Origin of the sequence: Nonomuraea thailandensis, assembly GCF_024172165.1 — a bacterium.
Taxonomy (GTDB): domain Bacteria; phylum Actinomycetota; class Actinomycetes; order Streptosporangiales; family Streptosporangiaceae; genus Nonomuraea; species Nonomuraea thailandensis.
The window spans coordinates 4,387,433-4,399,618 of record NZ_JAMZEB010000002.1; the positions used below are offsets into that span (position 1 = coordinate 4,387,433).

Below are 12,186 nucleotides of genomic sequence, written 5' to 3' on the forward strand. Positions count from 1 at the left end.
GAAAGATCGGAGCGCGCCTGGTGTCACCTCTTCGTGTGCCGGACCGCACCGTCAGATCCAGTTCTCCTCCTTGGCCCGCAGCGCCGCCTGGAAGCGGTTGTTCGCGCCGAGCCTGGCCATGAGGTCGGCGACGTAGCGGCGGTAGGTGCGTACGGAGATGTCGAGCTCGCGGGCGGCGATCTCGTCCTTGTCGGCCGTCGCCATCACGGTGAGGATCCGCTGCTCCATCTGGGACAGCGCCGGCTCCTCGTCGGGCGGGTCGAGGTGGTGGCGCAGCTCGACGGCGCCCTTCCACAGGCCCTCGAAGTAGATGTAGAGCTGGGAGATCAGCCCAGGCTCGCGCACCAGGAGCGCCCCCGCGGAGTGGTGCGAGGGGTCGATGGGCACGACGGCCACGCTGCGGTCGTACATCAGCATGCGGTCCATGTGCTGGTCGGTGATGCGGATCTCGGCGCCGAGGTTGACCAGCTCGCGCAGGTACGACAGCATGCGTGGATCCTCGATCGCCTTGGGGTGGAAGATCTGCTTGAGCGCCAGCCCGCGGCGCAGCGACCGCTGGTCGAGCGGCAGCGCCGACTCGATCATCACTTCGGTGAACGGGCCGCCCGGGTGCAGGCAGAGCGTCTCCTTGTAGCAGAAGAAGGCCAGGTCGTCGAGGCGCTGGCGGACGCGTGCCCCGTCCTCGACCCGCTCGATGTCGAGGATCGAGGCGACCTTGTCGCCCTCCCGCTTGTCGTCCTGGAAGGAGGAGATGGCGTCGCGGGCGCTGAACACCCGCCGGATCTCCGCGTTCAGCTCCTCCAGGCGCTGCTCCACCAGGCGCTCGATGGCGACGCGCGGGTCGGTGGCGGTGACGCGGTAGCGGTCGGTGAGATCGAGCATGGACAGCCTGCCGAGCAGGTCCACGGCCTCCTCGACCGTGTCGGGGTCCATGCCGAGCGCCTCCGGCACGGAGCCGACGCCCTCGCCCTTGTGTTTGAGGAAGAAGCGGTAGACCTGTTCCGCCTGCGGGGTGATGCCTATGACCGAGAGATCCATCGCGCACCTCCTGCCCGCACATGGAGCTCCTGGCACCATCATCGGAGCCGGGACGCGCCGTGTCCTCTCGCAACGTGCGGTGTCAGGGGATGGGGCTCAGGGGATCGGGCAGGGCAGGACGGTGGCCGACCGGGTGGCGCGGTAGCAGGCCGCGCCGGGGCACACCACCTTGACCACCTGACCGGCGGACTCCGGCTCCACCGCGACGGGCTCGTGCCCGAACCGGTGCCCGGCGATCTCCGGCCAGCTCGCCGGGCGCAGCCCGCCGAGCTCGTGCACCAGCGAGGTGTCGGCGTCGACGGCCATGCTCTCCAGGTACGCCGCGTAGTCCCCCTCGCGGTGCCAGACCGCGAAGCGCCGCATCGAGTCGGGCAGCGGGAGCGTGTGCCACGGCTGCGCCCTGGACGCCATGGCCAGCAGGAACGCCTCGCTCACCGCCGACTTCACCGTACGGTCGGCGGCGACGGCCAGCGCGCCCGCGTCCCCGCCGACGGTCACCAGGGCGACGCTGGCGTCCTGCGCCGACAGCACGAACGCCGACACCCGCAGCCCCAGCCCGGTGGCCGCCGCCATCACTCCGGGCGGCAGCAGCCGGTCGAGCTGCTCCGACACCCGCAGCAGCGGCCGGCGCGGGTCGGCCCACCACCGCGCGACCACGTCGTGGGCGAAGATCTCCGCGATCGCCTCGGCCACGCCGTGGTCCACCACGCCGCTCGTGGCCGGCTCGACCCGGCACTCCTGCCGCTCCAGCCACACCACCTCGGCGGGCAGCAGGTAACGGTTGCCGCTCAGCAGGCCCACGCCCGGCAGCATGACGCCCGCGCCCTCCGGCGGGCCGTCCATGAAGTCGTCCAGCCGCAGCTCCTTGCCGGCGCGCGGCCGCGTGCCCCGGTCCGGCCGCCCGGCCAGCTCGCGCAGCGCGCGCACCGCCGCGGCCCTGGCCCGCGCACGGCTCCGCGTGCGCGCCTCGTGCCCGGCGAAGCCGGCCACGATCACCGCGACCTCACCGGCGCCCCCACCGGCCGCCTCCGCGTAGGCCAGGTGAACGGCGCCGCCCAGGCAGTCGACCACCTCGCCCACTCCGGCGGTCGACCACGAGCCTGCGGGCATGGACGCCATTGCCACTCCTCAGCCGGGTACAGGGAAGCCTGCGTGCCTTCAGTACAGGTGGCGCCCGCCACGGCAGTCAACGTGCCGCCCCGCATCGAGCAATCGCAGAGAAGCCCGCCGCTGACAGCAACCTGCCAGCCACGCCCAGCTTGCTGCCCGGCCCGCCGCTGTCGCCGCGCGGGCGCCCGCGTGCACCGTGGAGGCATGGAATCCTTCAACATCACCACGCGGTTCCTCGGCGCAGGCCGGGCCGACGCCACCGCTCTCATCACCCGTGCGGGCCCGATCAGCTACGGCGAGCTGCGGTCCCTGGCCGCCCGGGCCGGCAACGCGCTGCGCGCGCTCGGCGTGCGCCGCGGCGACCGCGTCCTCATCGCGGCCGGCGACGGCCCCGAGTTCGTCGCCACCTGGTACGGCGCGCAGCAGATCGGCGCGATCACCGCCGAGGTCTACACCTACCTGCGGCCCAAGGACTACCGCTACTTCGTCGACTACACCAAGCCCAAGGTCGTCCTGGCCGACCCCGCCGTCCTGGACAACCTGCGCGCCGCGGGCGCGAGCGACCTGCTGGTGACGGGATACCCGCGTGGCGGGCTGCGCGCCGGCGAGCACCACTTCGACACGCTCGTCGGCGCCCAGTCCGACAGGCTGGACCCGGTGCCCGTCGCGGCGGACGATCCGGCGATCTGGAAGTTCACCACCGGCAGCACCGGCGCGCCGCGCGCCTGCGTGCTGCCCGCGCGCAGCCCGCACCGCAGCTTCGAGTGGTACGCGCGCGGCGTGCTCGGCATCGGCGAGGACGACGTCGTGCTGCCGGTGCCGAAGCTGTTCTTCGGTTACGCCCGGGACCTGGCCGCGCTGTTCCCGTTCGGCGCCGGCGCGGCGGGCGTGGTCTTCCCCGAGCGGAGCAGGGCCGAGACCATCTTCGAGCTGATCGCCGAGCACCGCCCGACGATCCTGGTGAACGTCCCCACGATGATGAGCGCGATGCTCGCCCACCCCGACGCCGCCAGGCAGGACCTGAGCTGCCTGCGGCTGTGCACGTCCGCGGGCGAGCCGCTGCCTCCCGAGTTGCACCGGCGCTGGCTCGACACCTTCGGCGTGGAGGTGGTCGACGGGATCGGCTCGTCGGAGGCGTACCACATCTACCTGTCGAACCGGCCCGGGCGGGTGCGTCCCGGCACGCTGGGCGAGCTGGTGCCCGGTTACCGCGCCAGGGTGCTGGACGAAGGCGGCGCGGAGGTCCCGGACGGGGAGGTCGGCCGGCTGGAGATCACCGGTGACACGGTGGCGGCGGAGTACTGGCAGGAGCCGGTCAAGACGGCGCGCACGTTCGTACGCGAGCGCACCGTCCTGTCCGGCGACCTGGTCAGCAGGGACGCCGACGGGTTCTACCGCTTCCACGGCAGGGCCGACGACCTGCTGAAGGTGGGCGGGGTGTGGATCGCGCCGGCGGAGATCGAGAACTGCCTGCTGACGCATCACGCGGTGCGCGAGTGCGTGGTGGTCGGCGAGCAGGCGGGCGGGCTCAGCAGGCCGCGGGCCTACGTGGTCGCCACCTCGCCCGTGTCGGCTGAGGAGCTGAAGGCGTACGTGCGGGGCAGGCTGGCGCCGCACAAGTTCCCCAGGGAGATCACCCTCGTGCCCAGCCTGCCGCAGACGGCCAACGGCAAGGTCGATCGCCGCGCCCTGGCCGCCTAGAATCCGTCCCTGTAGTCACCCCCCGAACGAAGAGGTTCCTCATGCCGGAGCTCCACGACCCGACCGCCACGTTCCAGGAGTTCGACCGCGACGCCGACGGATACATCACGCGCGAGGAGTTCACGCTCGCCATGAGCTCGCGCGGCGAGGAGGTCACCGCCGCCGAGCTCGACTCGATCTTCAAGGTGTCGGACGAGCACGACGGCGACGTGGACGGGCGTATCTCGCTCGCGGAGTTCCTGGTGGCCTGGCACAAGTGACGCGCGCGTGCGCGCGGGTCCGCGCCGTGAGCAGCCGGGCGGGGCGTCCGGCCGCTCGGCCCGCGGCTCCTCGGGCCGCGTGCCCGTCCAGGGCTTTTCTGGCCGCGTGCCGGCCCGGGGCTTCTCAGGCCGCGTGCCGGCCCGGGAACTGGCCGGGGCGGCGCCCCGCGCCCGCGGGGCCGCGGTAGGCCTGGGCGATGTCCAGCCACCGGTCGGCCTCCTCGCCCACCGCGGTGACCGCGACGTCGGCGCGGTGCCGGCGCCTGGTCACCAGGAGGCAGAAGTCCTCGGCGAGCCCGCTGACGCGCTGGTCCGCGTCCTCCGGCCCGTAGGCCCACAGCTCGCCGGCGGGGCCGGTGATCTCGAAGCGGAACTCTCCGGGCGGCGGGGTCAGGCCGCGCGACAGGTAGCCGAAGTCCTTGGTGAGCACGGCGAACACCACCAGGTGCTGGAGGCTGGCCCCACGCTGGAGCGGCACCCCGAGCGCGTCGGCGATGTCCTGCCCGTGCGCGAACTGCTCCATGATGCCCGCGCAGGCGAGCACGATCGGCGGCAGCGGGTTGACCAGCCACGGCACGGTCCGGTCCGGCGGCACCGAGGCCAGGCCGGTGACCGCGGCCGCGCGCTGCGCGCGCCACTTGGCCAGCAGGGTGCCGGGCGTGTCGTCGGCGAACGCCTTGAGCGCGGCGTTCACCGCGCCGTCGAAGTTGTGCTGCGCGTCCTTGGTCATGGCCTGGAACGCCTCGGCGTCCGTGGCCGCCGTGGCCGCCAGCCGGAACACGAACGTCAGGTGCGCGATCTGGTCGGCGATCGTCCACCCGGGGGCGGGTGTGGGGAGCTGCCACTGGGCCGGCTCCAGGCCCGCCACCAGGCTGTCGAGCTGGTCGCCGTCCGAGGCCAGGTCGCCGAGCACGGCGTCTAGTTCGCTCATGGGTCTGTCCTTTCCACCGATGAACCGTTGACTGGAGAAAGCGCGGGCAGCCGGCCGCCGACGCGGCGCGCGGCTGACAGGCTGGCCCACGCGGTGAGCTCGATGAGCGAGCGGTCGTCCTGGCCGGTCCTCCGGCAGGCCTCGACGACGCCGTCGTCCACCTGGTACGGGGCCAGCGCCGTCAGCAGGGCCAGCGCCGCGGCCGGGCGCAGCCCGGCCGGCAGCCCCGCCGTCGCCTCGGCCACCCAGGCGCGGCTGGACGGCCCCGCAGTCCTCGCCTCCGCGCGCCCGGCGCGGCCCAGAGGTTCCGCAGTCCTTGCCTCCGCGCGCCCGGCGCGGCCCGGCGGTCGCGGGGGCGGGCCGTCTGGCCAGGACGCGAGCCGTTCCGACACCAGGTCGCGCACCGGGGCGGGCACCGAGCGCAGCCCGCACGCCTCGATGGCGGCGGACGCCCTGGCGAACGCGTCGGCCAGCGGGCCGCTGCCCGCCCACGCCAGGTCGGGCGGCAGGGGGGCGGCGGGCAGCAGCGGCAGCGACTCGCCGGGTGGCGCCGTCCGGCGGGCGGCCGGGCGCATGAGGCGGCCGAAGGCCCGCAGGGCGGGCCCGCGCACGCGGCCGGGCACCTCGGGAGGCAGCGGCGAGTCCCCGAGGAACACCGCCACCATCCTGTTGAGGTAGTGGAAGGTGACCGCCACCGCGATGAGCTCGGACTCCAGCGCCGCTGACCGCTCTCCCACCGCCGCGAGCCCGGCTCCCGGTGGCGGCCACGCCCTCGCCGCGAGCAGCCCTGGCGCCGGCGGCCGCCCCGCCGCCGCGGGCCGCTCGCCTGTGGTCCGGGCCCACGCCGCCACCGCCGCGAGCGCGGGATCGTCGTGTCCCGGCAGGCCGCGCAGCGTGGCCTGGTGCACGTCCACGCAGTACGGGCAGGCGTTGGCGGCCGAGACCTCGGTCGCCACGACCTCCTTGACCACCCGCGCCGCCACGCCCCCGCACAGCAGGGACTCGCGCAGCATCATCCAGCTCGCCGCCAGCGCCTCGGGCGCGGGTGAGTGCAGCAGCACCGGCGGGGCGGCCATGCCGAAGTCCCGTACGAGCTGCTCGTACACCCGCTCCACCAGCCCGCGCGCAGCGCGCGGCGGCACCGGTGAGACGTGGCGCACCTGAGCGAGCACGCCGCGCGCCGTCACCCGGGCGAGCATCCGGCCCACGTCACCCTCCCAGGGCGGGCACCAGCGGCGCGGTGCCGCGACGGCCGCCGGTGGAGCCGTCGGGGGCGGGCGCGCCGTAGGTGACCTCGACGCCGCGTTCCCGGGCCGCCCGGACGATCGCGGGCACGGCGCGCTCGGCGAGCGCGGAGATGGTCATGGCCGGGTTCACCGTCAGCGCGGCCGGGACGGCGGAGCCGTCGGTGACGAAGATCCCCGGGTGGCCGCGCAGCTCGTGCCGGTCGTCGAGCGCGGAGGTACGCGGGTCGTCGCCGATGCGGCACGAGGCCAGCGGGTGCACCGTGTACGCGCCGACCAGGTCGTTCGTCCACGGCGTCACGGTGGCCAGGCCGTCGCGCTCCAGGATGTCCCTGCACTCGGCGTCGGCCATCGCCCACGCGGCCTGGGTGTTGAGCGTCGGCTTGTAGCTGAGCGTGCCGAGGCCGAGCATCTGCTGCGAGAGCCTGTCGGCGTTGCCGCGCGCCGGCGGCGGGCCGAACACGCCCTCGTTGTCGTCCTCGATCATCTGGAAGATGATCAGCCACTTCTGCCAGTGGCTCAGCATCTCCTTCTTGTCCAGGCCGAACCAGCGCGGGTCCGGGCCGCCGGGCATCGCGAGGATGGTGCCGAGCCCCGGCGGGAAGTAGAGCTGTTCCAGGGAGAAACGGGTGTATTCGGGCAGCGAGCCGTCCAGGCGGTCCCAGTTGGCCACCGTGGGGCCCTTGCCGATCTGGAACGCCGCCGGGTCGAGCTCCAGCCCGAGCACCTCGCGTACCCGCTCCTCGTTCAGCACCGCGGTGTTGAGCCGCTCGCCGTTGCCGGAGAAGTAGCGGCCCACGGCGTGCGGCATCGGGCCGAGCGCGGCGGCGCTGCGCTGCAGGATGACCGGCGTGGCCGCGGCGCCCGCCGCGAGTACGACGACCTTGGCGTCGATGCAGCCCTCGCCTGCCGTGATCCGGTAGTCCTCGGCGTCGACGAGCTGGTAGTGCACGCGGTAGCCGCCGTCGGGGCTCTTGGCGATGCTCTGCACCTCGTGCAGCGGCCGGATCCCGGCCCCGTGCGCGAGCGCGGCCGGCAGGTAGTTGAGCAGGAGCGACTGCTTGGCGTCGAAGCGGCAGCCGGCCATCATCCAGTTGCAGTTGGTGCAGGCGGCGGTGTCCACGGCGGCGGGCACGGGGTTGGCGGTGCGGCCGGCGTGGCGGCAGGCGGCGGCCCAGAGCCCGCCGGAGTACGACACGTCGTCCCAGCCCTGCCGGGTGATCGCGATCGACTCGGCCACGCGGTCGTACCAGGGGTCGAGCGAGTCGCGGGTGATCGCCGACGGCCACATGCGCCGGTTGACGCTGCCGCGGCGCTCGAACACGAAGCGCGGCGCGCGGGGCATCGCGGCGAAGTAGACGACGCTGCCGCCGCCCACGCAGTTGCCGCCGAGGATGCTCATGCCGTCGCCGACGGTGAAGTCGAAGATGCGCGTGTAGGACGAGCCGAGCTTGAAGTCGTGCTCGTACTCGCCGGTGCTCAGCCACGGGCCGCGCTCCAGCATGACGACGCGGGCCCCGCCGGCGGCCAGGTGGTAGGCGGTGATCGCGCCGCCGAAGCCGGTGCCGACCACGAGCACGTCGGTGCGCTCGACGCTGTTCATGCGGGACTCCCTGTGTCGGTGGTGCCGGGGTGGAGGTCGGCGAGCGGCCTGCCGTACGAGAAGGAGGGGAAGCGCCACAGGCCGTCGGCGCCCGGCCTGGACAGGCCCATGGAGGTCAGGCCGGGATGCCCGGCGGCCAGCGCGCCGGCCGTGCTCGTGTGCGCGGCGGAGTCGTAGGCCATGTAGCAGAACAGGGACAGCAGCACCCACAGCGACTTGTCGGGGTGGCCTGGCGCGGTGAGCACGCGGACGAGGTCGGTGCGCTGCCCGAAGCTGAGCGCCACGAACGGCGGGACGTCGGCGTCCAGGTCGAGCCCGTGCTGCCCGGCGTGCTCGCGGGCGTGGTCGTTCAGCGCGCGGGCGTAGTCGCCGAGGCTCTGGCTGATGCCGGTGGCGTCCCAGTGGATCAGCTCCATCGCGCCCGCGGCCACCGCGCCGCCGGTGGTGCTGGCGCCGGCCACCGCCCTGTCCTGGTCGCCGCGCTTGGCGCCGGGGATGATCGTGTCGGCGAACGCCTCGAGCGTGGTGACGACGCTCGTGTCGTGGTCCGCGGGGAGCTGTGCGCTCATGGGGCCTTCCTTAGGTGGATGAGGCGTCCAGCGCGTCCCTCAGGGTGTTCAGCGCGCGGACGGTCTGGCTGCGTACCGTGGATGACTCGTTGCCCAGGACCTGCGCGGTCTCCTCCACGCTGCGGTCCTCCCAGAAGCGCAGGAAGATCGTGGCGCGCTGGCGCGGGCCGAGCCTGGCCAGCGCGTCCCTCAGCACCATGCGCTGGCTCACGGGGACGTACGGGTCGCGGGCGGCGCCGGCCTCCGGCGGCACGCCGAACAGGACTTCCCTGGTCCATCGCGACGACCTGCGGTCGCTGATGAGCAGCCGGGTCATGACGCGGCGCGCGTAGGGCGCCATCGTGTCCCGCCGGTCGAGCTCCGGCCAGCGCAGGAAGATCGTCATGAGTGTCCGCTGGACCAGGTCGTCGGCCTCGTGCCAGTCGTCGGACAGCGCGAAGGCGATCCGCCTCAGCGCGGGCCTGGTCCGCTGGACGAAGCACGTGAATTCGTGTTCGCCCCGCCCTTCGGCCATAATCGCTCCCCCGGTTTTCCCGTCGGTCGATATCCAGAGAATCGATCGGCGTACTATGCGGCACAACCCCTATAGGCGCGCGGCGCGCCCTTATTCGAGCGGGCACCCCTAATTGCGACGGCTCGACCCCTATTTCCGCGCCGCGGCCGCTTCATTGCGCAGGGGGCGCTCATACGCTCGGGTGATGGGCACCCTGCCGGGCCGCCACCGCGGCCCTCCCCCGCACTCCGGCCTTCTCCGGCCAGTTGACAACAATCAACAGGATTTTGCAAGGAAAAATCACCGCGAGACACCGGGCAATGACCCAGCGATTTTCTCGGGAATTATTTCGCGAACCGTGCAGCATTGGCGCGAGCTCAGCGCGTGTACCTCCGAAGAGCATTTATCGACGCGTATCCGGAATGCACGCCTCACCGGCCGATCCGGAAGCGGGAGGCCACATGGACGACGTCATTGAACGAGCGGTCATGCGAGTGATCGAGGACATCCAGGTGAACTTCGGTGAGCAGATCACCATCGACGACATGGCGCACACCGCGATGTTCAGCAAGTTCCACTTCTCGCGGGTCTTCCAGCGGGTCACGGGCCTGTCGCCCGGCCGGTTCCTGTCGGCGGTGCGGCTGCGCGAGGCCAAGCGGCTGCTCGCCTCGACCTCGCTGAACATCGCCTACATCAGCCACCAGGTCGGCTACTCCAGCGTCGGCACGTTCAGCAGCCGGTTCACGCGCAGTGTGGGCCTGTCACCCAGCCGGTACCGCCAGGTCCTGAGCGTCCCGCGCAGAAGCGTGGTGGGCGGGGCGAGCCGGTCGAGCGGCGGCGGCACCGCCACCGTCCACGGCACGGTCACCTCGCCGCTGCCCGACAGGCCGGTCTTCGCGGGCATGTTCGCGGGGCAGCTCCTGGAGGGCAAGCCGGCCAGCTACACCGTCCTCAACAGTCCCGGCCCGTTCGTCATGGACGACGTGCCGGCCGGCCACTGGTACCTGCTGGCCCAGTCGGTGGCCGAGGACTGCGACGACGCCGTCAACCTGCCGCCCACCACCGAGGTCTCGCTGTGCGTGGCGCGCCGCGGGCCGATCGCGGTCGGCGAGCACGCCGGCGCCCAGCGGGCCGACATCACGCTGCGGCCCATGAGCAGCTTCGACCCGCCCCACCTGCTCGCACTTCGCGACGTGCTGTCCGCGTGGAACCAGGAGGGCGACGGGTGAGAACGATCGCTGACGCGCGGGGCCGCGGGCGGTGAGGAGATCACCGCCCGCGGCCCTTTTTCACGCCGGGTAGGAGCGCGGTCGCGCTCCCAGAGCACTCAGAGAACGCTGACGGTCATCGGCAGCCCGCCGCGCACCCGCAGCGACAACATCGCCTCGGGCACCGCGGGCCGCCCGGGAAGACCGGTCAGCCGCAGCTCGCGCGCCACCGAGGCCAGCACGAACACGGCCTCCATCATCCCCAGGTGGCTCCCGACGCAGAACCGCGGCCCGGCGCCGAACGGGATGTAGGCGTACCGGGGCCGGTCGGAGCGCGCCTCCGGCGCGAACCGCTCGGGATCGAACCGTTCGGGCTCCCGCCAGCAGGCCGGATGCCGGTGCAGCGTGTACGGGCTGATCAGCACGTCGGCCCCGGCGGGCACCCGGTACCCGCCCACCTCGTCGCCCGTCACCGCGACGCGGGTCAGCGCCCACACCGGCGGGTAGAGCCGCATGACCTCCTCCAGCACCATGGTGGTGTAGGTGAGCCTGGGCAGGTCGTCCACCGCCGGCGGCCGGTCCCCCAGCACGGTGACGGCCTCCTCCCGCAGCCGCTCCCGCACGCCGGGATGGCGGTCGATCAGGTGGAAGGCCCACGACAGCGTGCTGGCCGTGGTCTCGTGCCCCGCCAGCAGGATCGTGATCAGCTCGGCGCGCAGGCGGTCGCGGGCGGCCCGCGCGTCGGGGGCCTGCCCGGCGGAGGCGATCAGGCGGGACAGCAGGTCGCCCCCGTCGGTCGGATGCCCGATCCGGTGGGCGACCAGCGCGTCGGCGATCTGGTGCAGCTCGCGGCGTGAGCGGCGGAAGCGCAGGTGCAGCGGGAGCGGCAGCCACAAGGGCGCCGCGCCGAGCGTGACCATCTCGAACATCGCCTGGTCCTGGACGCCCTCGAAGGCGTGCCCGATGGACTCGTACGCGCCGAGATCGGCTTCCAGCAGCGTCCTGCCGAGCACGCCGAGCGTGAGCGCGGTCATCTCGTGCGCCACGTCCACGGGCCCGGCGCCGGCCCGGGCCCGCAGCCGCGCCACGAGCCTGCCCGTCTCCTCGGCGATGACCGTGTCCTGCCTGGCCAGCCGCTTGTTCTGGAAGAGCGGCTGGATCGACTTGCGCTGGTCGCGCCACACCTGGCCGTGGCTGGTCAGCAGGCCGTCGCCGAGGACCCGCCTGGCCTCTGCCAGGCCGAGGCCCTTGCGGTAGCCGGCGTTGTTGTCGGCCAGCACGTGCTTGGCGTGGTCGGGGTGGTTGAACAGGTAGAGGCTCTTGGGGCCGATGGTGAGCTTCACGGCGTCGCCGTACCTGGACACGGCGCCGGACAACATCCCGAGCCGGTCCGAGACGAGCTGCCTGAACAGGGCGGGGCCGGCCCACAGCGGCGGGCCGGGCGGCGCGGCACGCACGCGTGCCGGCGCCGCCTGCGGCGGGACCTGGACGACCATCACGCCGCTGCCTGTTCGAGCGAGGCGAACCTGCCCCGGTACACCAGCAGCCCGTCACTGCCGGGGCGCTGCCGCATCGACAGCACCTTGCCGAGGAAGATCGTGTGGTCGCCGCCGTCGTAGGCGCGCCACAGGTCGCACTCGAAGCACACGGCGGCGTCCGCGATGAGCGGCACGTCCGTGAGCTCGCCCGGCACCACGTCGACCGCGGCGAACTGGGCCGCGCCCGTCTCGCGGTAGCGGTTGGCGAAGTGCCTGGCCTCGGTTTCCTGGTGGGCGGCCAGCACCGAGACCCCGAAGAACGAGCTGTCACCGAGGAAGCGGTGCATCGAGGCCGACTTGGCGACGCAGACCAGCAGCAGCGGCGGGTCGAGCGAGACCGAGGTGAAGGAGTTGGCCGTCATGGCATGAGGGACAGGACCGCCCGTCGTCACCACGGTGACGCCGGTGGCGAAGGCGCCGAACGCGTGCCGCAGCGCCGCGCTGTCGGTCACGCTCTCGGTCAGTGCGGTAGATGAGGAGACGTGCACGCT

12 protein-coding genes are annotated in these 12,186 nt (G+C 73.0%); 3 read left to right on the top strand and 9 right to left on the bottom strand.

Going from position 1 to position 12,186, the window contains the following annotated elements:
* Positions 1 to 51: 51 nt before the first annotated feature.
* Together HD597_RS23740 and HD597_RS23745 are read right to left on the bottom strand one after the other, a co-directional pair.
* Entirely contained in the window at positions 52 to 1,038 is a 987-nt protein-coding gene (locus HD597_RS23740) for a LuxR C-terminal-related transcriptional regulator (protein ID WP_253744893.1), read from the bottom strand.
* Positions 1,039 to 1,134: 96 nt separating this feature from the next.
* Complete coding sequence (locus HD597_RS23745; RefSeq protein ID WP_253744894.1) at positions 1,135 to 2,157, bottom strand: hypothetical protein; 1,023 nt, start codon at positions 2,155 to 2,157, stop codon at positions 1,135 to 1,137.
* A gap of 195 nt (positions 2,158 to 2,352) precedes the next feature.
* Between HD597_RS23745 and HD597_RS23750 the strand changes: the two genes are divergently transcribed.
* Positions 2,353 to 3,849, top strand: coding sequence for a benzoate-CoA ligase family protein (locus tag HD597_RS23750; protein ID WP_253744895.1), 1,497 nt, complete (start codon positions 2,353 to 2,355; stop codon positions 3,847 to 3,849).
* A 41-nt stretch (positions 3,850 to 3,890) separates the two neighbouring features.
* Positions 3,891 to 4,109, top strand: coding sequence for an EF-hand domain-containing protein (locus tag HD597_RS23755; RefSeq protein ID WP_253744896.1), 219 nt, complete (start codon positions 3,891 to 3,893; stop codon positions 4,107 to 4,109).
* A 124-nt stretch (positions 4,110 to 4,233) separates the two neighbouring features.
* Here the strand turns inward: HD597_RS23755 and HD597_RS23760 are convergent, their stop codons facing one another.
* From HD597_RS23760 to HD597_RS23780, 5 genes are read right to left on the bottom strand one after another with little or no spacing between them, the layout of a single operon-like run.
* Positions 4,234 to 5,040, bottom strand: a complete 807-nt coding sequence (locus tag HD597_RS23760; protein ID WP_253744897.1) for a TIGR03084 family metal-binding protein — start codon at positions 5,038 to 5,040, stop codon at positions 4,234 to 4,236.
* Positions 5,037 to 6,239: a carboxymuconolactone decarboxylase family protein gene (locus HD597_RS23765; RefSeq protein ID WP_253759461.1), complete on the bottom strand. Its 1,203-nt coding sequence runs from the start codon at positions 6,237 to 6,239 to the stop codon at positions 5,037 to 5,039. Before HD597_RS23765 ends, HD597_RS23760 begins: the two co-directional genes overlap by 4 nt.
* 10 nt (positions 6,240 to 6,249) lie before the next feature.
* The gene (locus tag HD597_RS23770) at positions 6,250 to 7,887 is read right to left on the bottom strand and encodes an FAD-dependent oxidoreductase (RefSeq protein WP_253744898.1); all 1,638 of its coding nucleotides are present in this window, start codon (positions 7,885 to 7,887) and stop codon (positions 6,250 to 6,252) included.
* Positions 7,884 to 8,456: a DUF5987 family protein gene (locus tag HD597_RS23775; RefSeq protein ID WP_253744899.1), complete on the bottom strand. Its 573-nt coding sequence runs from the start codon at positions 8,454 to 8,456 to the stop codon at positions 7,884 to 7,886. Before HD597_RS23775 ends, HD597_RS23770 begins: the two co-directional genes overlap by 4 nt.
* 10 nt (positions 8,457 to 8,466) lie before the next feature.
* Complete coding sequence (locus HD597_RS23780) at positions 8,467 to 8,970, bottom strand: SigE family RNA polymerase sigma factor (protein ID WP_253744900.1); 504 nt, start codon at positions 8,968 to 8,970, stop codon at positions 8,467 to 8,469.
* Positions 8,971 to 9,410: 440 nt separating this feature from the next.
* Here HD597_RS23780 and HD597_RS23785 point away from each other — a divergent pair, with 440 nt between their 5' ends.
* Complete coding sequence (locus HD597_RS23785) at positions 9,411 to 10,178, top strand: helix-turn-helix transcriptional regulator (RefSeq protein WP_253744901.1); 768 nt, start codon at positions 9,411 to 9,413, stop codon at positions 10,176 to 10,178.
* 98 nt (positions 10,179 to 10,276) lie between these two features.
* Here HD597_RS23785 and HD597_RS23790 read toward each other — a convergent pair whose 3' ends face one another.
* Both HD597_RS23790 and HD597_RS23795 read right to left on the bottom strand, forming a co-directional pair.
* Positions 10,277 to 11,653 (bottom strand): cytochrome P450, encoded by a 1,377-nt coding sequence (locus tag HD597_RS23790; RefSeq protein ID WP_253744902.1) that lies wholly within the window; start codon positions 11,651 to 11,653, stop codon positions 10,277 to 10,279.
* A complete protein-coding gene (locus HD597_RS23795; protein WP_253744903.1) occupies positions 11,653 to 12,183 on the bottom strand; it encodes a flavin reductase family protein in 531 nt (176 codons plus the stop codon). The genes HD597_RS23790 and HD597_RS23795 overlap by 1 nt, the downstream gene beginning before the upstream one ends.
* Positions 12,184 to 12,186: the final 3 nt, after the last annotated feature.

Bases quoted from the DNA above. Each gene is read 5' to 3' on its own strand.
- HD597_RS23755 (WP_253744896.1), top strand. From the start codon at position 3,891: ATGCCGGAGCTCCACGACCCGACCGCCACGTTCCAGGAGTTCGACCGC.
- HD597_RS23740 (WP_253744893.1), bottom strand. From the start codon at position 1,038: ATGGATCTCTCGGTCATAGGCATCACCCCGCAGGCGGAACAGGTCTAC.
- HD597_RS23780 (WP_253744900.1), bottom strand. From the start codon at position 8,970: ATGGCCGAAGGGCGGGGCGAACACGAATTCACGTGCTTCGTCCAGCGG.
- HD597_RS23765 (WP_253759461.1), bottom strand. From the start codon at position 6,239: ATGCTCGCCCGGGTGACGGCGCGCGGCGTGCTCGCTCAGGTGCGCCAC.
- HD597_RS23745 (WP_253744894.1), bottom strand. From the start codon at position 2,157: ATGGCGTCCATGCCCGCAGGCTCGTGGTCGACCGCCGGAGTGGGCGAG.
- HD597_RS23775 (WP_253744899.1), bottom strand. From the start codon at position 8,456: ATGAGCGCACAGCTCCCCGCGGACCACGACACGAGCGTCGTCACCACG.
- HD597_RS23770 (WP_253744898.1), bottom strand. From the start codon at position 7,887: ATGAACAGCGTCGAGCGCACCGACGTGCTCGTGGTCGGCACCGGCTTC.
- HD597_RS23750 (WP_253744895.1), top strand. From the start codon at position 2,353: ATGGAATCCTTCAACATCACCACGCGGTTCCTCGGCGCAGGCCGGGCC.
- HD597_RS23760 (WP_253744897.1), bottom strand. From the start codon at position 5,040: ATGAGCGAACTAGACGCCGTGCTCGGCGACCTGGCCTCGGACGGCGAC.
- HD597_RS23785 (WP_253744901.1), top strand. From the start codon at position 9,411: ATGGACGACGTCATTGAACGAGCGGTCATGCGAGTGATCGAGGACATC.
- HD597_RS23790 (WP_253744902.1), bottom strand. From the start codon at position 11,653: ATGGTCGTCCAGGTCCCGCCGCAGGCGGCGCCGGCACGCGTGCGTGCC.